General features: G+C 41.0%; 21 protein-coding genes. 18 read left to right on the top strand and 3 right to left on the bottom strand.

The features are described 5' to 3' along the window. Nucleotides 1-10 precede the first annotated feature (10 nt). Nucleotides 11-1,282, bottom strand: coding sequence for an adenosylmethionine--8-amino-7-oxononanoate transaminase (bioA, locus tag G327_RS0109330; protein ID WP_019614503.1), 1,272 nt, complete (start codon nucleotides 1,280-1,282; stop codon nucleotides 11-13). Nucleotides 1,283-1,389: 107 nt separating this feature from the next. Between bioA and bioB the strand changes: the two genes are divergently transcribed. From bioB to G327_RS27650, 10 genes are all read left to right on the top strand, one after another. Then, a complete protein-coding gene (bioB, locus tag G327_RS0109335; RefSeq protein ID WP_019614504.1) occupies nucleotides 1,390-2,445 on the top strand; it encodes a biotin synthase BioB in 1,056 nt (351 codons plus the stop codon). Then, nucleotides 2,445-3,614 carry an 8-amino-7-oxononanoate synthase gene (gene bioF, locus G327_RS0109340; RefSeq protein ID WP_019614505.1) on the top strand — a complete coding sequence of 390 codons (1,170 nt, stop codon included), beginning with the start codon at nucleotides 2,445-2,447 and terminating at the stop codon, nucleotides 3,612-3,614. Before bioB ends, bioF begins: the two co-directional genes overlap by 1 nt. After that, complete coding sequence (gene bioC / locus G327_RS0109345; protein ID WP_019614506.1) at nucleotides 3,604-4,410, top strand: malonyl-ACP O-methyltransferase BioC; 807 nt, start codon at nucleotides 3,604-3,606, stop codon at nucleotides 4,408-4,410. Before bioF ends, bioC begins: the two co-directional genes overlap by 11 nt. Nucleotide 4,411: 1 nt before the next feature. Next, nucleotides 4,412-5,095: a dethiobiotin synthase gene (gene bioD, locus G327_RS0109350; RefSeq protein WP_019614507.1), complete on the top strand. Its 684-nt coding sequence runs from the start codon at nucleotides 4,412-4,414 to the stop codon at nucleotides 5,093-5,095. Between the two features lie 182 nt (nucleotides 5,096-5,277). Then, nucleotides 5,278-6,429 (top strand): diguanylate cyclase, encoded by a 1,152-nt coding sequence (locus G327_RS0109355; RefSeq protein ID WP_019614508.1) that lies wholly within the window; start codon nucleotides 5,278-5,280, stop codon nucleotides 6,427-6,429. A 252-nt stretch (nucleotides 6,430-6,681) separates the two neighbouring features. Continuing rightward, nucleotides 6,682-7,062 (top strand): DUF1294 domain-containing protein, encoded by a 381-nt coding sequence (locus tag G327_RS24335; protein WP_019614509.1) that lies wholly within the window; start codon nucleotides 6,682-6,684, stop codon nucleotides 7,060-7,062. A 292-nt stretch (nucleotides 7,063-7,354) separates the two neighbouring features. Continuing rightward, nucleotides 7,355-7,825 (top strand): GNAT family N-acetyltransferase, encoded by a 471-nt coding sequence (locus G327_RS0109365; RefSeq protein WP_051090304.1) that lies wholly within the window; start codon nucleotides 7,355-7,357, stop codon nucleotides 7,823-7,825. A gap of 105 nt (nucleotides 7,826-7,930) precedes the next feature. Further along, the gene (locus tag G327_RS0109370) at nucleotides 7,931-8,872 is read left to right on the top strand and encodes an ABC transporter substrate-binding protein (RefSeq protein ID WP_019614511.1); all 942 of its coding nucleotides are present in this window, start codon (nucleotides 7,931-7,933) and stop codon (nucleotides 8,870-8,872) included. Further along, nucleotides 8,872-11,811 carry a sensor domain-containing protein gene (locus G327_RS26005; protein ID WP_019614512.1) on the top strand — a complete coding sequence of 980 codons (2,940 nt, stop codon included), beginning with the start codon at nucleotides 8,872-8,874 and terminating at the stop codon, nucleotides 11,809-11,811. Before G327_RS0109370 ends, G327_RS26005 begins: the two co-directional genes overlap by 1 nt. Continuing rightward, on the top strand, nucleotides 11,805-12,158 hold the full coding sequence (locus tag G327_RS27650; protein ID WP_019614513.1) for a DUF6404 family protein: 354 nt from the start codon (nucleotides 11,805-11,807) through the stop codon (nucleotides 12,156-12,158). The genes G327_RS26005 and G327_RS27650 overlap by 7 nt, the downstream gene beginning before the upstream one ends. A gap of 31 nt (nucleotides 12,159-12,189) precedes the next feature. Here G327_RS27650 and G327_RS0109385 read toward each other — a convergent pair whose 3' ends face one another. Continuing rightward, on the bottom strand, nucleotides 12,190-12,855 hold the full coding sequence (locus G327_RS0109385; RefSeq protein WP_019614514.1) for an SDR family oxidoreductase: 666 nt from the start codon (nucleotides 12,853-12,855) through the stop codon (nucleotides 12,190-12,192). A 197-nt stretch (nucleotides 12,856-13,052) separates the two neighbouring features. On the opposite strand from G327_RS0109385, the gene G327_RS0109390 reads away from it, so the two are divergent. From G327_RS0109390 to G327_RS0109400, 3 genes are read left to right on the top strand one after another with little or no spacing between them, the layout of a single operon-like run. Further along, nucleotides 13,053-13,811: an amino acid ABC transporter substrate-binding protein gene (locus G327_RS0109390; protein ID WP_019614515.1), complete on the top strand. Its 759-nt coding sequence runs from the start codon at nucleotides 13,053-13,055 to the stop codon at nucleotides 13,809-13,811. 33 nt (nucleotides 13,812-13,844) lie between these two features. After that, nucleotides 13,845-14,516, top strand: a complete 672-nt coding sequence (locus G327_RS0109395) for an amino acid ABC transporter permease (RefSeq protein ID WP_019614516.1) — start codon at nucleotides 13,845-13,847, stop codon at nucleotides 14,514-14,516. Beyond that, nucleotides 14,516-15,283 carry an amino acid ABC transporter ATP-binding protein gene (locus tag G327_RS0109400; RefSeq protein WP_019614517.1) on the top strand — a complete coding sequence of 256 codons (768 nt, stop codon included), beginning with the start codon at nucleotides 14,516-14,518 and terminating at the stop codon, nucleotides 15,281-15,283. The genes G327_RS0109395 and G327_RS0109400 overlap by 1 nt, the downstream gene beginning before the upstream one ends. Before the next feature lie 118 nt (nucleotides 15,284-15,401). Here the strand turns inward: G327_RS0109400 and G327_RS0109405 are convergent, their stop codons facing one another. Then, nucleotides 15,402-15,683 carry a peptidylprolyl isomerase gene (locus G327_RS0109405; RefSeq protein ID WP_019614518.1) on the bottom strand — a complete coding sequence of 94 codons (282 nt, stop codon included), beginning with the start codon at nucleotides 15,681-15,683 and terminating at the stop codon, nucleotides 15,402-15,404. Between the two features lie 163 nt (nucleotides 15,684-15,846). Between G327_RS0109405 and htpX the strand changes: the two genes are divergently transcribed. The 5 genes from htpX to G327_RS0109430 all read left to right on the top strand — a co-directional run bounded on the left by htpX (nucleotide 15,847) and on the right by G327_RS0109430 (nucleotide 26,399). After that, on the top strand, nucleotides 15,847-16,719 hold the full coding sequence (htpX, locus tag G327_RS0109410; RefSeq protein ID WP_019614519.1) for a protease HtpX: 873 nt from the start codon (nucleotides 15,847-15,849) through the stop codon (nucleotides 16,717-16,719). Nucleotides 16,720-17,254: 535 nt separating this feature from the next. Continuing rightward, nucleotides 17,255-18,232 (top strand): ABC transporter substrate-binding protein, encoded by a 978-nt coding sequence (locus G327_RS0109415; protein WP_019614520.1) that lies wholly within the window; start codon nucleotides 17,255-17,257, stop codon nucleotides 18,230-18,232. Continuing rightward, nucleotides 18,225-20,735 carry a bifunctional diguanylate cyclase/phosphodiesterase gene (locus G327_RS0109420; protein WP_019614521.1) on the top strand — a complete coding sequence of 837 codons (2,511 nt, stop codon included), beginning with the start codon at nucleotides 18,225-18,227 and terminating at the stop codon, nucleotides 20,733-20,735. Before G327_RS0109415 ends, G327_RS0109420 begins: the two co-directional genes overlap by 8 nt. Nucleotides 20,736-20,808: 73 nt before the next feature. Then, complete coding sequence (locus G327_RS0109425; RefSeq protein ID WP_245542686.1) at nucleotides 20,809-22,455, top strand: autotransporter assembly complex protein TamA; 1,647 nt, start codon at nucleotides 20,809-20,811, stop codon at nucleotides 22,453-22,455. Next, nucleotides 22,452-26,399 (top strand): translocation/assembly module TamB domain-containing protein, encoded by a 3,948-nt coding sequence (locus G327_RS0109430; protein ID WP_019614523.1) that lies wholly within the window; start codon nucleotides 22,452-22,454, stop codon nucleotides 26,397-26,399. Before G327_RS0109425 ends, G327_RS0109430 begins: the two co-directional genes overlap by 4 nt. Nucleotides 26,400-26,740 lie beyond the last annotated feature (341 nt).

Genomic DNA, 26,740 nt, shown 5'->3' on the forward strand with positions numbered 1-26,740 from the left:
AAAACTAAGATTAAGACTCGCCGGCTACCGTATATATCGCATCACATAATTTTTTCAACTGCGGCTTCTCTATTACATAAGGAGGCATAATATAAACTAATTTTCCAAAAGGGCGGATCCACACGCCAAGCTCTACAAAACGCTTCTGCACAATTGCCACATCAAGCGGATCGATCATCTCAACAACACCGATTGCTCCCAATACTCGGACATCCTGTACTTGTGTTAATGTCTTACAGGGAGACAAAAAGTCGTTAAGCATCTTTTCAATATTGACAACTTTATCAGACCAGTTGATTGCTAAGAGTTTATCAATGCTGGCACAGGCGACGGCACATGCTAAAGGATTACCCATAAAGGTCGGCCCGTGCATAAATACGCCGGCTTTACCGCGGCTGATAGTTTGAGCAACTTTGTTTGTCGTCAATGTTGCAGCCAGGCTCATATAACCGCCGGTGATTGCTTTACCAACACAGATAATGTCCGGGCTGATGCCTGCATGTTCACAGGCAAACAGTTTACCGGTGCGTCCAAAGCCAGTGGCAATTTCATCGGCAATTAACAGCAGCTCATATTTATCGCAGAGTCTGCGTACGCCTTTAAGATATTCCGGGTGATAAAAATACATGCCTCCAGCGCCTTGTACAATCGGCTCTAAAATAACGGCTGCAATATTATGGTGATTTTGCTCAACAGCGGCGCTGATTTCGTCTAACTCACTTTCACACCAGTCCTGTTCAAAAGAGATAGTCGGCTGCGACACAAACAGCTGTTGAGGCAGGAAGTTATGATACAACTCGTGCATAGATCCTTCCGGATCGGTAACAGACATAGCGCCGAAGGTATCACCATGATATCCGTTACGAATGGTCAGAAACTGACTTTTAGGTTTATCCCGTGAATGCCAGTACTGCAGCGCCATTTTTAATGCAACTTCAACACTGACGCTCCCGGAATCTGCTAAAAACACTTTATCTAAACCTTCGGGGCTTATTTCTACTAATTTCTTAGCTAAATCAACTGCGGGCTGATGAGTCAGACCGCCGAACATAACGTGGGCCATTTTATCCAGCTGATTTTTAGCCGCCTGATTAAGCTCAGGCACGTTATAACCAAATAAACAGGCCCACCAGGAGGACATGCCGTCAATTAACTGCTGATTATTTTCAAGGGTTAACATACATTTATCAGCACTCAGCACGCCGTAACAGGGTAAAGGTGCTGTCATCGAGGTATACGGGTGCCATAGGTGGTTGGTATCAAACTGCAGGTCAATGCTCATAACGGTCACTTTTTAGTCAGATGTAAAGATATAATCGCGAAAAAGTTGACAGTGTAGCTTTGAACCTTAAACTAGCCAAACTATTTTAAGGTGAGTGAGAGCTAATTATGACCAGCAAAACAACAATACGCCAAAACTGGACGGTTTCAGAAGTAGAGGCGATGTTTGCAATGCCGTTTATGGATCTGTTATTTGAAGCACAAACTATACACCGTGCAAATTTTCCAAAAAATGAAGTTCAAGTCAGTACTTTATTATCAATCAAAACAGGGGCCTGCCCGGAAGACTGTAAATACTGCCCGCAAAGTGCACGTTATGATACCGGTCTTGAAAAAGAGCGGCTGATGGAAGTTGATAAAGTTATCAAAGCGGCTAAAGACGCCAAAGCGACCGGCTCAACACGGTTCTGTATGGGGGCTGCATGGAAAAACCCCAAGCAGCGAGATATGCCTTATCTTGTTGATATGATTAAAGAAGTAAAATCTTTAGGTTTAGAGTCTTGTATGACTTTAGGTATGCTCGATGGTAAGCAGGCTGAGCAGCTTTCCGATGCCGGCCTTGATTATTACAATCATAACCTTGATACCTCACCGGAATATTACGATAAAATTATTACCACTCGCAGTTATCAGGATCGTTTAGATACCTTAGAAAATGTACGTAATGCCGGTATGAAAGTATGCAGCGGCGGCATCGTCGGCTTAGGAGAAGAGGGCAAAGACAGATCCGGTTTATTAGTACAGCTAGCTAATATGCCCAGACAGCCTGAAAGTGTGCCGATTAATAAGCTGGTTAAAGTTCAAGGTACGCCGCTTGACAGTGTTGACGATTTAGATGAATTCACCTTTATCAAAACTATCGCGATTGCGCGTATTATGATGCCTGAATCTCATGTTCGTTTATCAGCGGGCCGCGAAGATATGTCTGAGCAGACACAAGCTTTATGTTTTATGGCGGGTGCAAACTCTATTTTCTACGGATGTAAGCTGCTGACTACGGCAAACCCTGATGAAAATTCAGATATGAAACTGTTTAAAAAATTAGGCATTAATAAAGAAGCAGTTAATTTTTCTCCCTTTGAAAAAGAAAGGCCGGTTGATGCCGCCATTGTCCGTCACAGCGAAAAAGATGAACTGTTTTACGATGCAACAAGCACATTGTAATGGCATTTGATTTTATACAAGAGCAGTTAACTGTCCGTTCTCAAGACGGACTTTACCGCAAAAGTACAACCGTAGACGGCCAGCAGGGACGTTACCTTACCGTTGCCGGTAAAACTTACCTTAATTTCTCTAGTAATGATTATTTAGGCCTTGCCTCCGCTCCTGCTTTAATAGAAGCATGGCAGAAGGGCGCCGAATTGTTTGGTGTCGGCAGCGGCGGTTCTTATCTTGTTACTGGGTATAACCAGGCCCATGCAGAGCTTACTGCGCAGTTAAAAGAATGGCTGGGTGTAGAAGCATTGGTTTTGTTCAATTCTGGTTATTCAGCTAATCAGGCGGTTATCAAACTGCTGCTTAATAAACATGATCTGCTTATTCAAGACAAACTTAATCATGCATCATTGATGGAAGCCGGCGCGCTTGCCGAGTGTAAAATGCTGCGCTTCAGACATAACGATACAAGTCATCTTGCTTCTTTATTGAATAAGCATAAAGAGACTGAAGGTAATAAACTGATTATTAGTGAAGGTGTATTCAGTATGGACGGTGACACTGCACCTGTTCAGTCGCTGTATCGACAAGCAAAGGATAATAATGCCTGGTTAATGATTGATGATGCTCATGGTTTAGGCGTGTCTGGCCAAAACGGAATGGGAAGTGTTGTAGAAGCGGGGTTAAAAAATTCTGACCTGCAGATATATATGGCAACCTTCGGTAAAGCACTAGGTGTGGGCGGCGCTTTTGTTGCAGGTTCACAAGATTTAATTGAATATCTAACTAATTTCTCCAAACCTTATATTTATACTACCGGCCTGCCTCCAGCTATGGCTTATACCATTGCTCAGGCAGCAAAAATGGCAGAATCTGAACAATGGCGTCGTGACAAGCTGCATAGCTTAATTAAAACATTCAGGCAGTCGGCCATTGAGAAAGGCATTCAGCTTGGTGAATCAGCTACTGCTATTCAGCCGATTATAACTGGTGACAGCCAGCAGACACTAAATCTTGCGCAGAAACTTAAAACGGCCGGTTTCTGGACAACAGCTATTCGTCCTCCCACTGTACCGGTTAACAGTGCGCGTTTGCGTATCACCTTAACAACTAATCATGAAATAGAAGATGTAACAATGCTGATTGAAGCTATTAGTCGGGTTATTCATGAACAGTAAAATAATAACCAACAAACCCTTGGATATAAACAAGCAGGCCGTCGAAGCATCCTTTTCTAAAGCCGCTGCACATTACGATCAGTTTGCTCAGTTGCAACGAGATATTGGTCAGAAGCTATTAGAGGGCTTGTCAGCAGTTAAACCGACTAATGTTTTAGATCTCGGCTGCGGTACTGGTTACTTTAGTGAAAAGTTAGCTGACTATTATCCGCACAGCGAATTAACTTGTTTTGATCTTTCTAGCGCTATGCTGGATCAGGTTAAAAAGAAACAGCTGGTACAAGTAAGCTGTTTACAGGGAGATATCGATAAGCTGCCTTTCCAGAAAAACTTTTTTGATCTGATTTTCTCTAATCTGGTTGTGCAGTGGAGTGCAGATCTTGGCCGTTGTTTAAAGCAGTTAAAAGAGTCCCTAACCACAGGAGGGCAGTTACATATTACCACGCTGCTTGACGGCTCTCTTAATGAACTTACCCAGGCCTGGCAGAGTGTTGATAGACACCCGCATACCAATTCATTTTTAAGCTTAGCGTTTATCAAAGAGTTAGTAACACCGCTTGGATTTCAATCGTTGAAAATTACCACCGAAACCCGCACTTTAGAGTATAAAAATGTAATCGAAGTAATGCGCGCTTTAAAAGGCATAGGAGCAAACCATGTTCATGGTCATCAAAGGCTAAAATTGCACGGCAGAGAACTGTTGAAACAATTAGAACAGGGTTATTTACCCTTTGTTAATACGCGTGGTTTATTAAATTTAACTTATCAAGTGTGTTACATAGAGGCTGTTAAATAATATGTTTAAAGATAAAACTGTGTTTATTACCGGTACAGATACCGATGTCGGTAAAACTGTCTGTGCCAAAGCGCTGCTTCAGGCCGCCGCAAAGCAGAATTTAAGTACACTGGCCTATAAACCTATTGCGGCAGGCTGTTCAGTTACCGATAAGGGGCTACGCAACGAAGACGCGTTGATTCTACAAAGCAGCAGCACGGTTGCTGTACCCTATCAGGCTGTCAATCCAATCGCCTTCGAAGCGCCTATTGCACCGCATATTGCAGCCGAACTGGAAAATACTCCCATACAGATGGATGTCATTACTCAGGGACTGAAAGTTCTGCAGAATGAAAATGCGGACCTGTTAATTGTCGAAGGGGCCGGCGGCTGGCGCTTACCATTAAATCAGGAGCAGGTGCTGTCGGACTGGGTAAAAGAGCAGAAGCTGCCGGTTATATTAGTCGTTGGTATGAAGCTCGGTTGTCTCAATCATGCACTGTTAACCTATGAAACAATTATCGCTGACGGCTTGAATGTGATCGGCTGGATTGCCAATCAGCTGCAGCTTGACATGCCCTGTTATGGGCATAATTTACATACGCTTACCCTGAAACTAGGTGCGCCGCTCATTGCTGAAATTCCATATCTCAGCAATATTAATAACAGTGATTTAGCACAATATGTGAATTACGATTTCAACTGAATTTAAACTTGGGCGTAAAAATCATTCCCGCCTGTATTTACATAATTCCATATTACAGATATTACCATATACTTAGCAGTGCGAGCTATGCAGCAAACAGGAGTGTTTACTGCATAGCGCTTTACCTCAAGATACAAAGGGATCTAGAGGTAAAGCGGGTATATAAACCGAAAGGACTGCTTATGGTAAATTCATTAAAATTATCCTCACGAAGTAAGTTTATTATCCTGCATACGTTCACCAGTACAGGGGTTATTCTTTTTCTACTGTTTTTTTATTACTCTTTTTCCAGCAGCCTTAAACAAGAAAAATATCTCCAGGCGAAGCACCTTACTGAAGCAGGAATCGGTGTGATTCAGTCTTTTCAGGAGCAGGTTGAACAGGGGGAATTAACCTTAGTGCAGGCGCATATACTTGCTAAAGCAGCTCTAAAGTCAGCGGTATACGGTAAAAATGGTTATTTCTGGATCAGTAATACACAAGGGCGACTGTTAATGCACCCTTATCACATTCAAAAAGTTGGCGATAATATGCTCAACTGGACCGATATAAACGGAAAATTATTTTTCCGCGACTTGATTGGTGAAGCGATGGCTGGCGGTGGATGGGTTTCATACTACTGGCCAAAACCGAATACAGACGCGGAATACCCGAAAATATCTTATGTCGAATACTTTGATGCGTGGGACTGGGTTCTAGGCACCGGCATTTATCTTGATGATATGCAGGAAGAGATCTATTGGGCAATGGTTAAGACCTCGGGTATTGTTATCGGCAGTTTCTTAGTATTTACTATTGTTATCATTTTAATTGTAAATTATTTTGTCCGCGAGCTCGAAGAGTTGGCAATAAAAGACGGCTTGACAAACCTATACACCAAAAGATTTTTAAAAGAAATTCTGCCGTCTATTATCAATAAGAATCAACGTGATCAGGAGTGTTTAATGGCGGCAATTTTTATGGATATTGATCACTTCAAAAAAGTAAACGATAATTTCGGTCATAGCACTGGTGATAAAGTCTTAAGGAAAATTGCACAAGTTATGGAAAGTAATTCTCGCTCTGAAGATTTCTGTATCCGATTCGGCGGTGAAGAATTTCTGATTGTTGGTGTGTTTGCCGATGCACAGACAACCATTGATATTGCAGAAAGGATCCGGACTGATGTTTCACAGCTTCTATTTTCTGCTGAAAAGAAAACATTTCAGGTAACATTAAGTGCCGGAATTGCACTGTATGACAATAAAAGCGAAACCTTTGACGATACTATAAAACGTGCAGATAAAAAATTGTATGAGTCGAAACAGGCCGGGCGCAATCGTGTTTCAATATAATGCGGTTTTATTATCATTAATTGAGCACTAGAGTTGATGATATGACAGGGAATCAAGCGATTAACGTCGTAAATATTCTATCAGCAGGTGTAAATGCAAGTATTTAACATCTTGAATGGTTATTCCCTTGTAGATTGTTGTAACGCAGGGGAGGGGTCGCGTTAGCCCCCATTGGTCAAGGTAACTTTGCTTCTTGAAGTAACATGGGTATACAATATAAAACTTCAGCGCAGATAACTATTTGAAGAAAACATGTATCCGAAATTTATATTATTAATAACCAGCTCCGCATTTATTTATTCTGCACTCACTGCCGTTATCCCAAACTCTCTGGTTTACTATTACACTTTAATTAATACTCTTACCTTCATCTGTTACGCGGCTGATAAATATGCGGCTTGTCATAACCGCTGGCGTATTAAAGAATCAAGACTACATCTATTGTCTCTTCTCGGGGGATGGTTTGGTGCGCTGGTGGCACAGATAATTGTAAATCATAAATTACGCAAAACCTCTTTTCAAACAGTCTACTGGTTAACCGCAGTGCTTCATAATATTGTTCTAGTGTATTTTTTATCTGAACAAGGTAATGAATATATACTGATGCTGTTTAACTACATAGCCGCTCCGTAATAATTACAGAAAAATTTAAAACTCCTGCTGCATTTGCGGTTTGCTTTCCTGACTGATAACTGCCTCTCATTTTTGTAATAAGTACTTAAAACTGTGTATGACTTTTTGAAAATGATGAAAATAGATCCTATCTTCAATTCAATATTTACTTATTGCTGTTGATCCTTCCTGTTTTTATTCTGTTGATTAAGCGTACAGATTCAAGCTCCAGGCAGTTAATAAAAATTTAATTTTAACCCGTGAGGCTGATCTGGCATTTATCGGATTGGTATTACTTAAGACCGGTTTATTTATGCTTAGAATCAGACATTATTTACCTGGAGAAGAGCCTTTTTTAAGAGAGCTCTTTTTTAATAGTGTTAGGAATATTAACTGTCGTGATTATTCTCAAACCCAGATCCAGGCCTGGGCCGCAGAACAATACGATCCGTTAGAATGGCAGGCTCTGATCAAATCCATTAACCCTTTTGTGGTTACACTTAAAGATGAAATTGTAGCTTACGGGAGCTTACAGTCGGACGGCTATATTGATCACTTCTTCTGCCATTATTTACACCAGAAAAACGGGTTTGCTAAAGCGTTAATGCGCCTGTTATTACGAACGGGTAAAGATATCGGCATAAAAAGGTTTTATGCCGATGTCAGTATCACTGCAAAACCATTTTTCGAATACTTCGGCTTTATGGTTGTTAAAGAGCAGCTGGTGGAAAAAAATGGCGTACTTTTGAAAAACTATCTGATGGAAAAAACTTTCGCTTTATAAGTGCCGGTTCCTTAAGTGTTATCTCATATAAACCGTCCCTGTTTATTTGACGCTTATTTATCAGGCACTAAACTTATCCTTGTATCTCTTTATTAAGGATTAATGATGAACAGACTATTGTTAATCATTCTGCTTACTGTTTTACCTTTACATTCATCTGCTTCACAAATTCTGCGTGTCGGTTCCACTTTATGGCCTGGATATGAACCTCTGCATTATGCTAATGAGTTTGGTTTATACCAAAAGAACAGCATCCGCACGATTGATTATCCCTCTGCCAGTGAGGTTTTACGTGCATTCAAAAACCGATCTCTGGAAGCCGCCGCCTTAACGCTTGATGAAGTTGTTTCATTAAGACGTTTGGGTATTAAAATGAAGATTATTCTTGTCTGTGATGTTTCTGATGGTGCTGATGTGATCCTGTCAGGCCCGGAAATTAATTCTGTGAAGCAGTTAAAGGCTAAAAGAGTCGCTGTTGAGCCGACAGCGGCTGGGGCCTATCTTTTAAGTCGTGCCCTGCAGATTCATAATCTAAAATTAAACGAGATCGAACTCGTAAAAATGGATGTCAGTACAGGTGTTGATGCATTTAATAATGACAAAGCCGATGCCTTTGTAACCTATGAACCTATGCGTACAAAATTAATGAATCTAGGCCTGACGGAGTTATTTTCCAGTAAAAATATTCCTAATGAAATAGTTGATGTGCTGGTGGTTCATGAAAGCTTATACCATAACAACAAACAACAGCTGAATGTATTAATCCAGGGCTGGTTTATGGCGATGCAGGTTTTTCACAACAATCCAGCGAAAGCTTATGATTATGTTTCATCACGTATGCAGATTACCCCGGCTCAGGTCAAGGCAAGTTACTTCGGCCTGAAATTAGTAAGCCTTACTGAAAACCATAAATTTCTATCTGGTGATGATGCAGAGCTGTTTACTACCTGGCAAAAATTAATGGAACATATGAAAAGTACGCGGTTAATCAGTGAGTTCATTGCTGCAGACAGCATCATCACAGGTGAATTTCTGCCGGAGAAGTAATGAGAATTTCAATCCGTAACTTGTTTTCTATTATATTATTCGGCTTAGTCTTTGTGATTACGGTTTTCAGTTATATTATCAGCCAGGCGAATGTCACTAATGTAATACGTGAAAACATAAATAATGATTTATTAAACGAACTTAACCTGCTTCAGAGTAACTACGAACGCTACATACTGTATAACCATCCCGTCGGCATCAATCAGTCCGTTGCTGCAAAAGCGGCTGATGTTAATGTGTTAAAGCTGCTGGTTACCAATCCTAGCGGTATTGTACGAGCATCAACAACCCCGCGGGATTTAGAAAAAAACTGGCGGCAGTTAAATTATCAGTTTTCTGAACGTCAGATAACAACAGCGCTGAGCAGTCAGCTTCCCTCAACTCAATTTGATCCTGAGCATCGCTGGATTGACGGAGTTGTACCCGTTTGTCAGACCGCGATAGAACTTGGTCTGCGCGGCACGCAATGCGGTTTTGCAGTTTTACGCCTGGATTATCATTTAAGATTGTCCAGTGCTAATAAGATTTTGATTGAACAGTCTGTCTATCTGTCACTTGGCAGCCTGCTCAGTGCTCTGTTTTTATTACTAATATCACAGCAATTAATCACCAGGCGAGTGCAGACTATTCTGCACACTTTCAAAAATTGGATTTCCGGCGACCGGCAGTCGAGAATAATTATCAAAGGTAACGATGAGCTTTCTGATATTGCCGGCCTGGCAAATAAACTTATTTATAAGTTCGCCCAGGATGAAAATACCCTGCGTAAAAGTACACTTCTTAATGATGCAATTATCAGCGGCACGAAATATGCCATTATTTCAACTTCGCCGCAGGGCATTATTCAGCTTTTTAACAGTAGTGCTGAACAATTATGGGGCTGCTCCGCAGAACTGCTGGTTGATCAGCAGAGTTTTCAAAATCTTTTTGACAAAAAACAGCTTAAAATACGTTCTAAAATACTGGCCGAACAACTGCACCGACCGGTTAAGGCTGATTTTGAACTATTTTCAGCTAAGCTTGATAACTGCTGCCATTATGAAGCGGAGTGGACAATTGAGAATCCGCAGGCAGGGCTGATACCAATACAATTATCTGTCTCACCATTGTTTAATGGGGCAGGTGAAATAGAAGGGTATTTAGCTATTGCTTTTGACGTATCTGAGCAGAAAGAGTCCCGCCGGCAGTTATACCTAGCTGAGAAAGTATTTAATAATACTAGTGAAGCAATAATGGTTACCGATAAAGAGCTAAATATTATAGATGTCAACCAGGCCTATACCGACATAACGGGTTATAGTGCAGAAGATATTAAATCTAAACGGGCAAACTTAAGCAGTTCAGGTCAACATGACGATGAGTTTTTCCGGGATATGTGGGAGCAGATAAAAGTAACTGGTACATGGAGCGGCGAGATCTGGGACAAGCGAAAAAACGGAGAGTTATTAGCAACATGGTTAACGGTTAACCGGGTATTAGACGAAGGCGGCAGTATCGTTAATTATGTCGGCTTATTTAAGGATATCACCAAACAGATAACCGACGCGAAAGAACTGCATCAGCTGGCCTATTATGATCAGTTAACACAATTACCTAATAGAGTGTTGTTCAATGAACGTTTAGGTCGATCCATTCTCGATGCCAAACGAACCAGCTGTAACTGTGCATTATTATTTTTAGACTTAGATCGTTTCAAATATGTTAATGATACCTATGGGCATAAAACAGGCGATCAAGTATTAATTGAAGTTGCCAAACGGCTTAAAAGTGTGGTCCGTTCGTCAGATACCATTGCCCGTCTAGGGGGAGATGAGTTTGTGGTTATTGTTAATGATTTAGAGAAACAGGACGTCCCGCATAAAGTGAATGGTGTTGCCCAGAAAATTTCTGATGCTGTCAGTCGGGTTTACAATTTCGCAAATCTTAAATGTTATATTGATATTAGTATCGGTGTTGCTGTCTACCCTGATGACGGACAGACAGTTTCCTGTTTGAGTAAAAATGCAGATACAGCTATGTATAAAGCTAAAAACAGTGCTGATACCGATGTGGTTTTTTTCACCGACCATATGAATAGTGAAAATGAACGCCGTATGGAACTCGAAGGTGAATTACGCTGTGCATTAGAAAATAACGAATTGTATCTGCATTATCAGCCGCTGGTAAATATAAAAAACAGAGAGCTTATTGGATTCGAGGCGCTGCTTCGCTGGCGTAACCCGCTGCTCGGGGATGTTTCACCATTAGACTTTATTACTATTGCTGAGGATATCGGTTTGATTATACCGATAGGTAACTGGGTGATGGAAAATGCCTGCAGACAGCTTAGGCATTGGTTAGACGTATATCAGATGCCTCTATCAATGTCGATAAATGTCTCTGCAAAACAGATTCGATCGAAAAAATTTTTCAGCGAAGTGAAATCACTAATTGATCGCTATCAACTGCCTCATCGCTTTATAAATCTGGAAATAACTGAAAGTGTATTAATGGAGCAGGATCAGCAGTTAATTGATGAATTAATGCCTTTGTATGAACAGGGTATAAAAATTTCAATTGATGACTTTGGTACAGGTTACTCATGTTTAAGTTATCTTAAAAACATCCCCGTCACCACAGTAAAAATTGACCGCTGCTTCATTGCTAATTCATTGAATGATTCTGTTGATTTAGCGATTGTTAAAGCGATACTATCCATTGCAGACAGTATGTCTTTACAAGTGGTTGCAGAGGGTATTGAGTGTGAAGAACAACATGAGCTTTTACAGGGGCTGCACTGTTTGTTCGGACAAGGATATTTATATGCAAAACCTCTATCGGTGCAACTAGCTGAAGTGTTTATTTCAAAAAATTCACCTATTATTAATCAACCAGCACTTGTCCCCCCTGAGCAGGTCGGTAGTGATAGTAATCAATACAACAAGGAGGAAAAATGGTGACATTCGAAAGTAAGTTGAATCAGGCACACCAGGAATTGATGCAGTCTGGGATTTGGAAAACAAATTACAAACCGGTACCTTTAACTTTAATAAGGCGGCTTGGATTTGAAATAAAACCGCCTCATTATCGGCAATTTTTAGTTAACTTTTTCAGCTATTCTGTAATTTTGAGCTGCCTATGGGGAATAATAATGTGGTTCTTAGTTGGGAGTGAGACTTCTTTAGACCTGTATACTGCTTCTTTGATAATTATTTGTGCGGGGTTGCTATGTGGTTTTACTATGGCGATATATTACAAATTAAGTGCACGATACCACCATTTATCAAACTGGAAGGACTTTAACTAACAGCTTTCCTGGCTGCTGCAGGCTGCTGGCGTTACCAGGGTAACTCCTCGCCGCTGCTGTGCCAGAAACTGCCGGAACTAGTCATATTTAACGATTCGATTAAGGTAAACATGCCTTGGGCCGATTCCTCTGCAGAGATCAGTCCGTTAAATCCAACCATACGGGTTTTAACCCAGCCGGGATGAATGACTGCCGCCGCAATACCTTGTTCTTTTAAATCCACAGCGAGTGATTTTGTAAAAGCATTTAATGCTGCTTTAGAAGCTCTATATCCATAGCGCCCACCTGAATCATTATCAGCTATGGAGCCCATACGGCTGGTGATATTTATGATCTTGCCGCCTTTTGAGAGGCAGGGTAACAGCTTTTCACTGACCATTAACGGTGCATAAGCATTAATTTCCATCTGCCGGCGCAGGCTGTCTATCTCAATTGAACCTAAAACATCATCTTGTAATAACCCGGCGTTATTAATTAATACATCTACTTTAACTTTTTGTAACTGCTGATAGACACGATCCAGATCTGCCTGACAGGTAAAATCAATACCGCAGATAAGGCGGTCTGCTGTTTCTTTTATCTCTTCACTTTCACTACGGCACAGTGCAATAACCTGATAACCGTTTTTCTTGAATAGTGCCGCTAGTGCTAAACCGATACCACGGTTAGCACCGGTGATTAATAATGTTTTTGACATAAATTCCTCGCTAATAAAAACACATAATAGGTATAAGATATAACTTTTTGTTATGCCTTACATAGAATAGCTTCATATATACTACGCTAAAATAAGTACCGGAAATATAGTCATCAGCTTCTAAATTACCCGCCTTGTGCAACAGATATTTTACAGCCGTTTCGCTATACCATTATCAATAATAAACAGGATTTCTCATGAACAAACAGTTTCAATTAATACTTGCAGTCGTGGTTGCAGTTACAACTCTTTTCACAGTCCCTGCATTTGCATCACAGACAGTTAAAGTCGGCATGTCAGGGCGATACTTCCCATTCACCTTTTCACAGCGCGATGTTCTGCAGGGGTTTGAAGTCGATGTCTGGAATGAAATCGCGGAACGGGCAGATTATAAAGTTGAATTTGTAACATCTAGCTTTTCAGGTTTATTCGGCATGCTTGAAGCCGGTCATATTGATACTATCTCCAATCAGGTAACTATTACCCCGGCACGCCTGGAAAAATATGTATTCTCTGTACCTTATGTTGTTGACGGCGCGCAGATCGTGGTTAAAAAAGGCCGTACAGATATACAGTCTGTAGATGATTTAAAAGGCAAAAAAGTAGGTGTTAATCTCGGCAGTAATTTTGAACAGATTCTGCGTGCATTGGATACAGAAAATGAAATTAATATCGTTACTTATGATTCGGGTTTTGAACAGGACGTAGTATTAGGGCGTACCGATGCGTTTGTGATGGATCGTGTATCAACAGGCCAGTTAATTAAGAAATCAGGTCTGCCGCTGCAGCAGGCAGGTGCACCTTTCCAAAAGATTGAAAATGCTATGCCGTTTTTAAATACTGCCCCGCAGACTGCCATCCGCGATAAAGTAAATGAAACGCTTCTGAGTATGCGTAATGACGGTAAATTAGCTGAAATATCTGTTAAATGGTTCAACACTGATATCACTAAATAATACCTTACAAAATTCCAGAGCGAGTCATTTTCAATGCAGATCTCTTTAGATGTTCAATATATTGCAGAGTTACTGCCAATATTATTCAAATACCTGGGTGTAACGATGGAAATGGCCCTCTGGGGCTTTTTCTTCGCATTAATTCTTGCCGTAGTTTTAGCTGTAGTAAAGGTATTCAAAGTACCCTTAGTACATCATGCTGCAAGTTTATTTATTTCGTTTTTCCGGGGCACACCGCTCCTGGTACAGCTGTTTTTATTATATTACGGCTTACCGCATTACATTCCTGCATTAGCCGGGATGGATGCCTTTACTGCTGCCGTTATTGGCTTATCACTGCATTTTGCCGCTTATATGGCAGAAAGTATTCGTGCCGCTATTCTAGGCATAGATAAAAGCCAGATGGAGGCTTGTTTAAGTATCGGCATGACCAGACTGCAGGCAATGTATCGTATCATACTGCCGCAGGCATCCCGCGTTGCAACTCCTTCTCTGATGAATTACTTTATCGATATGATTAAAAGTACTTCTTTAGCTTTTACATTAGGGGTGGCTGAAATTATGGCTAAAGCGCAGATGGAAGCGGCTTCCAGCTTCAAGTTTTTCGAGAGCTTTCTAGCTGTTGCGCTTATTTACTGGGCTGTTGTTGTATTCTTTACCCGCATCCAGCATATTATTGAAACCCGTCTTAATAAGGCTTATTAATGATTACAGTACAAAACCTGAGTAAAAACTTCGCTCAGAATCAGGTATTAAAAGATATCAGTTTTGAAGTGGAGGTTGGTCAGATAGTGGTTATTATCGGTCCGTCTGGTACTGGTAAGTCTACTTTATTACGTTGCTTAAATTATCTGGAATCACCTACATCCGGCTCCATTGAGATAGGCACCGCTAAAGTTGATGCCGGGACAGCAACCAATAAGCAGATCAGCAGTCTGCGTAAGCAAAGTAGTTTTGTATTTCAAAATTATTCATTATTTGCTAATAAAAATGCGCTTCAGAATGTGGCAGAAAGCCTGATTACGGTATGGAAAGAACCGAAAAACAGCGCTCTGGCTCATGCTCAGACTATTCTGAAGCAGGTTGGTCTGGCCGACAAAGCTGACCAGTATCCGTCTCAGCTGTCCGGCGGTCAGCAGCAGCGTGTCGGCATTGCTCGTGCAATGGCATCAAAAGGTGAGGTAATTTTGTTTGATGAGCCGACATCTGCACTGGATCCTGAATGGGTTGAAGAGGTATTAGTGGTGATGAAAGAACTTGCCCGTCAGAAACAGACTATGATTGTAGTCACCCATGAAATGCAGTTTGCAAAAGAGGCTGCTGATAAGGTTATCTTTATGGAAGGTGGTCATATAGTTGAGATGGGGACACCAAAGCAGATATTTGATAACCCTCAGCATCATCGCACAAAAGCGTTTGTGGCACGTGCAGCTAAAAATGCAGTTACATCATTTGATTCAAGTATGCTGTAGAACTATTTTATTCGTCTCAGATGCATACTCTACGAATATTGCTCATGCAGTATTACGATATGCGTATAAAAAAAGGCTTTTTAACAATGTTAAAAGGCCTTTTCAGCAAAAACAATTATTAATCGTTACGGCTTGTAACTTCTAATAAGTGATAGCCGAACTGTGTTTTAACTGGACCCTGAACAATACCAACGGGTGCACTAAAAACAACTTTATCAAATTCAGGAACCATCATACCAGGTCCGAACTCTCCTAGATCGCCGCCGCTTTCACGTGAAGGGCAGCTGGAGTTTTTGCCTGCAACTGCAGAGAAATCAGCACCAGCTTCAATTTCTTTCTTAAGTTCAAGACAAAGTTCTTCTGATTTTACTAAAATATGACGGGCACTTGCTAAAGCCATTTTATTTTCCTTTAATTTGTGTTTAATAGGTCACGATAAATTAATTTCAATAATGAATCAATCCGTAAATGAACTGTAATATAATTTATTTTCATATATTACTTGAAATATTATCCAAAGGCCATATTATGTCTATTAACAATCTATTTACTTTGAGGTAACAATGAAACGCATCGCGCTATTTTTAATCACCAACTTAGCTGTCATTTTAGTACTAGGGATTGTACTGAATCTTGTTTTTGCTTTTACTGGCGTAGACTCGCGCAGTACAGGCGGTTTATTAATTTTAGCGGTAGTATTCGGTTTCGGCGGTTCATTTATCTCGCTGGCAATGTCTAAATGGATTGCCAAACGCAGTACAGGTGCTGTTGTTATTGAACAGCCAAGTAGTGAAACAGAGCACTGGCTGGTTAATACTGTTAAGGCTCAAGCGGCTAAAGCAGGTATTGAATGCCCGGAAGTCGCAATTTATGATGCACCGGATATGAACGCATTTGCTACCGGCATGAATAAAAACAAAGCACTGGTTGCAGTGAGCAGCGGACTGCTGCACAGCATGACCCGCGATGAAGCTGAGGCTGTTTTAGCCCATGAAGTGAGTCATGTTGCCAGCGGTGATATGGTGACTCTGGCGTTGATTCAAGGTGTAGTTAATACCTTTGTTATCTTTATTGCCCGTGTACTGGGCGGTATTATCGACAGTGCAATGAGCAGTAACGATGAAGAAGAGTCATCAGGTCATGGTTTCTCTTACTTTATTATTGTTTTTATTCTGGAAATGATCTTCGGTGTGCTGGCAAGTACCATTGTGATGTACTACTCACGTCAGCGAGAGTTTGGTGCAGATTCAGGTGCAGCTAAATTAGTCGGTAAAGAGAAAATGATTGCCGCACTGCAGCGTTTGCAAAAGGGTGCAGAGCCAAATTTAGAAGGCAGCATGATGGCGTTTGGTATTTCAGGTAAACGAAGCGGTGGATTATTTATGTCTCATCCGCCAATCGAAAAACGTATCGAAGCGCTACAAGCTATCAGTTAGTTTTATACCCGTTATCATTCAAGATGCAAAAATCAGCAAGTCGTAAGGTGAGCAGATTCTAGGCGTGAAGGTGAAGATCTAACGGGTTAAATCGAGATTTAACAACGAATTGTTAAATGCTTGCATTTAATCAATGTCGATAGAGGAATCACGAAGTGAATCGCTCGAAAGACAACGAAGATGTTTGCCTCACGGCTTGTCCCATTGGTCGCTAGCTCGAAAACCAATACTGCGTTGCAACATTCGATAAGCACTAACCATTTAAGGATTAAAGTCTTTATTTTAATCCTACCGACAGAGGATTAACGAAGTTAATCGCTCGAAAGGTCATCATGTCGCGCCTTGTCTTGGTGTCCGAGCTAACGACTGATAAATGCATTTTGATTGGTAACGGGTATATTTAACTCGCAAAATCATTAAAAAACAGTTATTTTCCCGAAAATAGCTGTTTTTTTATCAAAAACTTTCTGTCATGATCCTAAACTCTATGTTTATGAAATCAATTATTGATTTTTATTCTCTATTTGGATCTTCTATGAAACTGCTTGTCTCCTTGGCTAAACGTTCAGTTTGTCTTGTTTTATTAACCTCATTTTTATTCAGTTGTCAGCCCTATAAGCAGCCTTTAACTGTTGCCGCCGCTCCCTGGCCGAATTATGAATTCCTGTTTTTAGCAAAGCAGCTGAATTATCTCAATCCTGAGCATTTTTCCTTATTTGAATTACCGTCTTCAACCAGCGTGACTCAAGCATTTCAGACCGGTAAACTTGATGTGGCTTTTTTATCACTTGATGAAGTCTTAACGCTGGTTGCACTGGGTATTGACCTTAAAATAATCTCTGTCATTGATCAGTCCGTCGGAGCTGATTCATTATTAGCTAAACCAGAAATTAAAAAACTTAGCGACTTAAAATGGCGTTCCATTGGATATGAAAATAAGGCCGCCGGTGCATTATTATTAGATGAAATGATGTCACTTTCTGGACTGAATAATCAAACAATTCAATTGTATGAAGTGAAACAAAATGAAGTAAAAGATGCCTATATGCAGGGTAATATTGACGCACTTATTGTCAGAGAACCGCAGAAACAGCAGCTGCTTGAGCTTGGCGCAGTTGAATTACTTAACTCAAGTATTTTAGAACAGCGTATCACCCATTTAATTGTTGCCAGAGAAGATAGTTTTTACGCAAAAGAAGAACAGATAACGGAGCTGCTGAAACGTTTTTATCGGGCCCAGGAGTATTACCTGGAAAATCCTAAAGATGCACTGACAACTATGTCTGTCAGACTGCAGGTTTACCCCTATTTATTAGAAAAATCCTTTGCCGGCACCCTGTTTATTGAACCTCGAGACGCTTTAATGCGTTTATCCGGCTCTCCTTCGAACATCGAACTACAAGCTAATCAGTTAAGTAAATTTATGACAGCTAAGAACATGCTCGGGAAAATTCCATCTGATTTTAATAGTCTTATTTCAACGAGAATACTGGAGCGAGTTATTTATGAATAATGTTAATAAGCTGTCGCTGCGCGTTATCATCCCGGCAATTCTCTTTGCAATTTTTGTTCTGTTGCAGGGGTTTGTATTTTACCTCGAATATCAGCAGGCACAAAAACGTCTTTATATTGAAAAAGAGCACTATATTAAAGGTATTGCCGGTAATCTGCAGACCACCTTATCCAATACATTAATGCGTTTAGAAAAAGCTCAGGCACAGCATATAGTATCCGAAACTGCGTTGGATCAGAACTTTAAAACCATCGCCATTGTTGACCATAATCAGCAGATTATTTTAAGTAACGATTTACGTAAAAAATATATGTTTTCTAAACTGCAGCTTGAACAATATGACGGTAGTCTTCTGCCGCAGGTTATTGAGAAAAATGAGTTCATTTTTCAGTATAATAGTAGTACTCAAGATTTAATTGTTTATGCACCGCTGCAGATGCTGTCAAAAGGCAACAGTTTAAACCGTAAATATAACGGTCTTATCTTCATTCGCTATTCGCTAACCAGTGCAATAAAGTCGCTCCAGTATAATGCCCTTATTTCTTTGATTAAAATATCAACTACCTTGCTGGTAACGCTGTTTCTGCTTATTTATTTCTTAAATCGAATTATTATCAAACCGCTGAATCAACTGGCACTTTCTACTAATATTTCTGATTTAAGTAATAAGATAGAGGTTGATCAGAGTGGTATTGGTGAAGTGGGTCTTTTACAAAACTCCTTTGCGAAACTGGCAAACGAAGTAAAAAACAATATAAACCGTTTATCTGCAAGTGAGCAGCGCTGGTTATATGCGCTGAGCGGTGCACGCGATGGTGTATGGGACTGGAATATATCCGATGATAACGTCTATTATTCAACCCGCTGGAAGGAGATGCTCGGATATGACAAAACTGATATCGGTACTGATATTGATGAATGGGAGTCACGTATTCACCCGGAGGATCTGTTTACCGTACTGCAGGATCTGCGCTTTCACTTTACCGGACGTAACTCTTTCTTTGAAAATACGCACAGGGTACGTTGTTTAAATGGCGAATACCGCTGGATATTAAGCCGCGGCCAGACTGTATCCTGGGATGCTGACGGGCAGCCGTTACGGGTAATTGGTACTAATACCGATGTCAGTGTTTATAAAGAGTCACAGGAAAAAATTAAACAACAGGTGCAGTTTGATGAAATCACCCAGCTGCCGAACCGGAGTCAGTTATTAGTACATCTTGCTCAGGAAGCCGCCCGTGCCCAGCATAATGAGCTGCATGGTGCCGTTATATTTATTGAGTGCAACCAGTACAAAACAATCAATGATCTACAGGGACACTTTAAAGGTGACGAGCTTCTGTATTTAATCGCCCGACGTTTAGAAGAATTAAAGTCCGGGCCTGATTTTATCGCTCATCTGCAGGGCAGTGAGTTTGTTGCTGTACTGCCGGATCTGCATAAAGACAGTGAACATGCTGCGGAAATGGCATTAGAGTTTGCACAGCATCTGGACAAAAAGTTAAAAGAGGCCTTCAGCATTGACTCTGAAGATGTTGTACTGTCCTGTGTATTTGGTATTGAATTGTTTCCTGCTGTAGACTCTGATGCAAATGACCTGCTCCGTCAGTCCGCTATGGCAATGAAAAATGCTAAAAACAATGTGTTAAGTAATATTAGTTTCTTCGCCAAAGAAATTGAACATAAAATACTAGCCCGCCATAACCTCCAAAAACAGATTCATTTAGGTTTGGAAAACCAGGAATTTACATTGTACTTTCAGCCGCGTATTGATGCACATGGTCAGTTAATCGGTGCAGAGGCGTTAACCCGCTGGTTACATGGTGCACAGGGCTGGGTGAACGCAGCTGATTTTATTCCCGTAGCCGAAGACTGCGGTTTAATACTGCCTTTGGGAGACTGGGTAATTAAAAGTGCATTTGAGCAGTTTGCTCAATGGCAGAAACTTGGTTTACCGGAATCATTTACAACATTATCGCTTAATGTCAGCCCTAAACAGCTGCTGCAGACTACCTTTGTACGCTCAATTGAACGTTACCTGGAAGAGACGCAAATAGACCCTAGATTTATCGAAATTGAAATAACGGAAAATATTCTGGTCGGACATATGGATTTAGTGATAGATAAACTTAATAAACTGCGTGATTTAGGTTTACGTTTTGCGATTGACGATTTTGGAACAGGTTACTCTTCGTTCTCATATTTAAGTGTACTTCCTGTTTCTACTTTAAAAATCGATCAGTCTTTCATTGTAAATTTAATGCAGGACGAGAACCAAAAAGTGATTGTAAATGCGATCATCAGTATGGCGCATGCACTGAAGCTTGATGTTGTTGCTGAAGGTATTGAGTCACAGGAACAGTTAACATTTTTAACAACATGCGGCTGTACTCAGTTTCAAGGGTATTATATCGGCACGCCGTTAGCTAAAAAAGACTTTCAAACCCTGTTATTCAAAGGCCATAAAACAGCACTCAACAGCAGTAAAAAAGAGTTGAAATAATAACTTAATGAAAATAATAAAATTCTGTTTTTTAATAATAGTTACTTTTTTTCATGGGGCTTTAGCGGCTGAGGTGGCTTTTAAAGTCAACGGGACCAATGATAAAGCCCGTGAAAATATTGAAATCCATCTGAAAGGGCTAAGTCAGCCTAAAAATGCCGACAGTGCCGGTTATTTACAGCAGGTTGAAGACTCTACTCGAGAAGCCCTGAATGCATTAGGTTATTACCAGATAAGCATGCAGATTAAGGTGACCGCTAAGGATCAAGAGCAGCTGGTCACGCTGAATATTGAACCCGGTGTATCTAGTGAAATTACCAACCTGAGCGTTAAAATAACCGGGCAAGGAAAAAACGATTTTGAGTTTAAAAAAGTATTAGATGATTTTGCAGTTAAACTGCATGATAAACTGCATCATGGTAATTATGAAACAGCCAAAGACAGCCTGAGAAGTATCGCCCAGCGACGTGGTTATTTTGACGCTAAATTTGACAAAGCTGCTGTTGAAGTTACTTCAAAAAACAACACTGCAGCCGTTTATCTGTGGTTCAATACCGGACCGCGCTATCAGTTTGGAGAGCTAGTTTTTACAGATGAAATCGCAGCTGAACAATATATTCGCACTTTGGTAAACTTTAAAGTCGGTGATCCCTTTGACTCGAGAATTTTAAGCCAGTTTAATGTTGATCTCAATGAAACAAATTATTTTAAAACAATTACAATCCTGCCGGCTGTTAAAGATAAACAGGGGCTGCTCATTCCATTACATGTTATGGCCAAAATGCAGCCGCAGGACTCTTTTAATGTAGGGGCTGGTTTTAGTACCGATGAAGGTGTGAGAGGGAAGTTTCGCTGGGTGAGACCCTGGCTAAACGAAGACGGGCATTCCATCGAAGGCAATGTGGTTGCCTCTGCTCCCAAGCAGGAAACCTCTCTTACATACTCAATCCCGCTGGAAGACCCTCTGTATAATTACTTTTCCATACAAAGTGGTTATAAACATGTAGATCAGAATGATACTGTCACGCATCAATATCTAGTTGGTTTAAATCGTCACTGGCGGTTATCTAACAACTGGCGGCAGACTGCGTTTATAAGATATGATCATGAAAACGGTATACAGGGGCAGGAAAGTTATTCAACAGATCTGATCCTGCCAGGGGTTAGTTTCAGTAACAGCCGCAGTAGAGGCGGTATAAATGTTGACTGGGGAAGTAAACATATGTTTTCATTTGAAGTATCAAATGAATGGTGGTTATCGAGCTCAGACTTAGTGAAAGTTTACGGAAATTCAAAATTTATCCGCACTTATAATGAACACCAGTTTGTTGCTTCTGCTGAACTTGGCGCGATATATGCTGACTCTATTAATGACGTACCGTCTTCAATGCGTTTCTTTACCGGCGGGGATCAGAGTATACGTGGTTATGATTACGAAAAAGTTGCCCCGAGAAATGACAGCGGCTTGTTGATCGGCGGGCGTTACCTGACCGTCGGCAGTCTTGAATACCGTATGCCGGTAGTCCAAGACTGGAAGGCTGCGCTGTTTGTTGATGCAGGTACTGCAACTAATGATTATTCTGAAGAGATATCAGTAGGAACGGGAGTCGGTGCAGTGTGGGCTTCACCGGTTGGTCCGATTCGTCTGTATATTGCTAAGCCGCTTACAGATACTGAAAATTCTTTTACATTCCACTTTATGATCGGCCCTGAATTATGAGTTTTAAATCCACACTAACGGCAGTCTGCAAGTTCACTATCATTACCTCAATTTCCCTTTTAACAGTACTGCTTCTGACTATTAGTCTGCTGCTGTTTAGTCATTCAGGCAATAACCTGGTTTTTAACGCAGCTGAAAAATTTGAACCGCGCTTTTCAATTGAACTACAAAGCGGCAGTATATTTAATTCACCGGTATTTGCAGATATTATCTGGAATGATGGTGAAACCAGTATTGCCATAGAGTCGGCCAGTTATGTTTTTGACTGGTCATGCCTTTTTAACAAACTCTGCCTAGAGCAGCTTGATATCTCCGGCGCCGATATTAATATCGCGGCGGCAAATAGTACTTCTGAGCCGTCAGAAACACAGACAAACAGTGAAATTCAGCTGCCTGTTGAAGTTGAACTGAAGGCAATTAACCTCTCTGATATTAATTTTGCACTAGGCGGCTTAAGCCTAGAGCTGCAGAACTTGTCTTTACAAGCACACGGCTTAAACAAAGATATTTCAATAAATAGTGCTGTGAAGGGGCTGACTGTATATTTGCCTGAAGCAGGCAAAGAGCCGCAGGCAGGACCCTCATCGGACAAACTACACAGCATTCCGGCAATATTAAAAGCGGGGTCACTGCCTGAAATAGTTATGCCGCTTAACCTGTATATAAATCCTATTACAGTCAGCCGCTTTAAACTGATCCAGGGTGAGCAGACATTATTTGAACTTAACTCGTTAGATACACAGTTTAACTTTATCAACTCTAAACTCAGTATTGATTCATTAGCACTGGATATTCCGGAGACAGACCTCAACCTGGCCGGAGATATTGATTTCACGGATAGATATCCGTTAAATATTGAACTGAACGGCAAGCTTAAATCAATTGCACAGCTGCAGCCTGCTTCACTCTTATCAGGCCAACTCTATCACCTTAAAAGCTCGGGAGATCTAGCACAACTTAGTACAGCCTTGAGCTTATCTAATAAAGTATCAATGCAGCTGCAGACACAGGTCAATCTGTTTGCAGAGAACTTACCACATAAACTGGATTTGCACTGGCAGAATTTAACCTGGCCGTTAACTAAAAATGAGCTGTACTCATCTAAACAGGGAAGACTGCAGAGCACCGGCAGTGCGGATAATTATCAACTTAAGCTTGATAGTGATTACCAGATTGATAATGTGCCGCCTGGTGATTTGTCATTGTCTGCGCAGGGCAGTTTACAGGAGCTTAATCTGCAGCAGTTAATTGTTCACACACTTGACGGTTCAGTCAATCTATCAGGTCTGCTTAACTGGCAGGATAGTCTTAAATGGCGTGGACAGCTGTCGCTAGACGCTGTTGATTTGAAACAGCTTAAAACAGAATATACAGGCAATTTTTCAGGCCTGATTAAACAAGATGTCACCCTGGAATTAAAGGATGATTCGGCTCCTTTATGGGCTTTTTCCGTTCCGGAAATGGATGTTAACGGCACTTTCTTAGAACAGCCTTTTTCGCTGAGCGGCCAGTTGTCCGGCGATCACAAAAGCGGTGTATTATTCAATGATTTTGTGGTGCATAACGCCGATAATAAATTCAATATCAACGGTCGCTATGATCAACAAAGTGACCTGAATATTGCCCTGAATATCGCTGATTTAGGTCATGCACTGCTTGACAGTCACGGCAGTATCAATGGTAATGTGGCAGTTAAAGGGCCTATTGACAAATTGCGGGTTAAAGCGCAGCTTGAGGGTAATGAAGTCAGCTATCAGACAACATCGCTGCAGCACTTTAAACTCTCCACTGATTCAGTTATCTCTGCGCAGCCGCAGGTATCATTAGACGTAAATGCCGGTGAGATTGTCGTAAACGATCAGCTTATTCAATCCGCAGCAGTCCGGGTTAGGAATACCAGCCGCACAGACACTCAGGTTCATGACGTTGATTTATCTATAGACAGTGAACTGCTGTCAACGGATCTTCAGGTTAAACTGACTCAGGAAAAAGAAAAATGGCTGACGGCGTTAAGTACAGCTGTTATTGATATCTCCGGTCAGCGTCTCACTTTAAGCACTCCCTTTGATGTCATTGCTGAAAATAATCAGATAACGTTAACAGAGCACTGCTGGAATACATCTAATAAGGTATCCGCGAAAAACGGTAAATTGTGTATCAATAAATTCACTGCCGGTGATTACGGCGACATCAGCTTTGATATTGACTCATATCTATTAACCAGTCTGGATCCGCTGATGCCTGCTGAACTGAAGTTGGGCGGTGCAGTTTCTGCCAATGCGGATATCAAGTGGTTAAAAGAGCAAAAACCCAGTTTTGATATTGATGTTTTTTCCAAAGATATGGCAGTTAAAGTTAACTTAGAAAAAAGTGCACAAGGGCAGGTTATATATCCGGTGCAGTCATTTGAAATCAGTCTTAAAGGAGATAAGCAGCAGACTGATTTATCCGCAGTTATTTTTTCAGACAAATTAATTGATACCAAAATACAAGGTAAAGTCTGGCCCTATAAAACACAACCGGATATTAAGGCGTCGGTTAATATAGATATTCCCGACTTTTCACCTTTTGCGGCACTTATCCCGCAGCTAGAGAAATTAACCGGCAGTCTGCACAGTGAGCTTGCTGTTAGCGGCCGAATGGCAAACCCCATTGTAAATGGCTTAATTAATTTCAATGACATGAGAATTACTGCCGTCGGCAGCCCGGTACAGATAAATCGTTTAAACACCCAGATTACTGTGCATGATACAAGAGCGGATATAAACGGTTCTTTCTATACTGGCGACTCACAACAGACAGAAAACAGCAAACCAGCAAAGCAGATTGTAAATAGTGCACTAGGTATCATTAACAGTTCATTAAATGTTGTTGGTATTAAATCTAAACAGCAGAAGCTGGCTGAGGAGCAGGCCAAAACAGCTGCCGGCGAGACAGATATCGGCAAAGCATTTATCAAAGGACAGTTTGACTGGAAGAGAAAATTTAAAGGCAGCCTGCATTTCTTTGCCAATAAACTGGAGATTTATGATTATGAGAAAATTGACCTTTTAATCAGTCCAGATCTTAAATTAGTAATTGATGACTATATTGAATTAAAAGGCAAAGTCTTGGTTAATCAGGGCCGAATTACCGTTAAAGATTTACCGGAAGGTGCAGTTACCCCGTCAAAAGATGTAGTCGTTGTTGATATAGAAGAACCCCAGGACGCAACTACCTTACCCATTAATATTGATCTGGAAGTTGATCTTGGTTCAAAACTCCAGGTTGTTGCAATGGGACTAGATACCTATGTCAACGGTAATATGATGATAGCCAAGGAGCCGAAAAAATCATTAACTATTAACGGAGAATTAAATTTTGTCGATGGAAGTTACCGCTCGCTAGGCCAGCAGCTGGTTCTGCAGAAAAGCCGTGTCATCTTTCAAGGTGCGCCAGACTCACCGTATATCTCTATCGAAGCAATACGGGATCCCAATAATATTGAAGATAATGTCACTGCAGGTGTTCGTGTCACCGGCACGCCGGATCAGTTGAAACTGGTTATATTTTCCGATCCTTCAATGTCGCAGCAGGATGCCTTGTCTTACATTACCCGTGGTAAATCGTTAGATGCAACTTCTGACGATGACAGCAGCAGTAACCAGTTAGCCAGTATGCTGGTTAGTATTGGTGCTGGTCAATCTGAAGATTTAATGACTAATTTAGGTAACACTGTGGGTATTAAAGATTTATCGCTTTCATCCAGCGGCAGCGGTGACCAGCAGTCGGTCGGTGTGAGCGGTTATATCGCGCCCGGAATTCAGTTAAGTTACGGGGTGGGGGTATTTGACAGTTTTACTGTACTGGCGATCCGTTATGAATTGTTTGAACGTTTTTATATTGAAGCCTCCAATGGTATATACCAGGCGGTTGATGCTTATTATCAGTTTGACTGGGACTAGCTAACTACCTGGTATGAATTAAAACTTGAAGATGCGGCATAGAAAACCGGCTCTATTTTACAAGAGCCGGTCTATATACCCGTTACCAATCAAAATGCATTTATCAGTCACCAGCTCGGACACCAAGACAAGGTGCAACATGATGACCTTTCGAGCGATTAACTACGTTAATCCTCTGTCGGTAAGATTAAAATAAAGACTTTAATCTTTAAATGGCTAGCCCTTATCGAATGTTGCAGCACAGTATTGGTTTGCGAGCTAACAACCCATGGGGCAAGTCGTGAAGCAAATATCTTCGCTGTCTTTCGAGCGATTCACTTCGTGATTCCTCTATCGACATT

The organism is Psychromonas ossibalaenae ATCC BAA-1528, assembly GCF_000381745.1.
In the GTDB taxonomy this organism is placed as follows: Bacteria; Pseudomonadota; Gammaproteobacteria; order Enterobacterales; family Psychromonadaceae; genus Psychromonas; species Psychromonas ossibalaenae.

Coding starts and splice junctions, on each gene's coding strand:
- G327_RS0109420 (WP_019614521.1), top strand. CDS start 18,225: ATGAATAATGTTAATAAGCTGTCGCTGCGCGTTATCATCCCGGCAATT.
- bioF (WP_019614505.1), top strand. CDS start 2,445: ATGGCATTTGATTTTATACAAGAGCAGTTAACTGTCCGTTCTCAAGAC.
- bioA (WP_019614503.1), bottom strand. CDS start 1,282: ATGAGCATTGACCTGCAGTTTGATACCAACCACCTATGGCACCCGTAT.
- G327_RS0109365 (WP_051090304.1), top strand. CDS start 7,355: ATGCTTAGAATCAGACATTATTTACCTGGAGAAGAGCCTTTTTTAAGA.
- G327_RS0109430 (WP_019614523.1), top strand. CDS start 22,452: ATGAGTTTTAAATCCACACTAACGGCAGTCTGCAAGTTCACTATCATT.
- G327_RS0109400 (WP_019614517.1), top strand. CDS start 14,516: ATGATTACAGTACAAAACCTGAGTAAAAACTTCGCTCAGAATCAGGTA.
- bioB (WP_019614504.1), top strand. CDS start 1,390: ATGACCAGCAAAACAACAATACGCCAAAACTGGACGGTTTCAGAAGTA.
- bioC (WP_019614506.1), top strand. CDS start 3,604: ATGAACAGTAAAATAATAACCAACAAACCCTTGGATATAAACAAGCAG.
- G327_RS0109415 (WP_019614520.1), top strand. CDS start 17,255: ATGAAACTGCTTGTCTCCTTGGCTAAACGTTCAGTTTGTCTTGTTTTA.
- G327_RS27650 (WP_019614513.1), top strand. CDS start 11,805: ATGGTGACATTCGAAAGTAAGTTGAATCAGGCACACCAGGAATTGATG.
- G327_RS0109370 (WP_019614511.1), top strand. CDS start 7,931: ATGAACAGACTATTGTTAATCATTCTGCTTACTGTTTTACCTTTACAT.
- G327_RS0109355 (WP_019614508.1), top strand. CDS start 5,278: ATGGTAAATTCATTAAAATTATCCTCACGAAGTAAGTTTATTATCCTG.
- G327_RS0109405 (WP_019614518.1), bottom strand. CDS start 15,683: ATGGCTTTAGCAAGTGCCCGTCATATTTTAGTAAAATCAGAAGAACTT.
- G327_RS0109395 (WP_019614516.1), top strand. CDS start 13,845: ATGCAGATCTCTTTAGATGTTCAATATATTGCAGAGTTACTGCCAATA.
- G327_RS0109390 (WP_019614515.1), top strand. CDS start 13,053: ATGAACAAACAGTTTCAATTAATACTTGCAGTCGTGGTTGCAGTTACA.
- G327_RS26005 (WP_019614512.1), top strand. CDS start 8,872: ATGAGAATTTCAATCCGTAACTTGTTTTCTATTATATTATTCGGCTTA.
- bioD (WP_019614507.1), top strand. CDS start 4,412: ATGTTTAAAGATAAAACTGTGTTTATTACCGGTACAGATACCGATGTC.
- G327_RS24335 (WP_019614509.1), top strand. CDS start 6,682: ATGTATCCGAAATTTATATTATTAATAACCAGCTCCGCATTTATTTAT.
- G327_RS0109385 (WP_019614514.1), bottom strand. CDS start 12,855: ATGTCAAAAACATTATTAATCACCGGTGCTAACCGTGGTATCGGTTTA.
- htpX (WP_019614519.1), top strand. CDS start 15,847: ATGAAACGCATCGCGCTATTTTTAATCACCAACTTAGCTGTCATTTTA.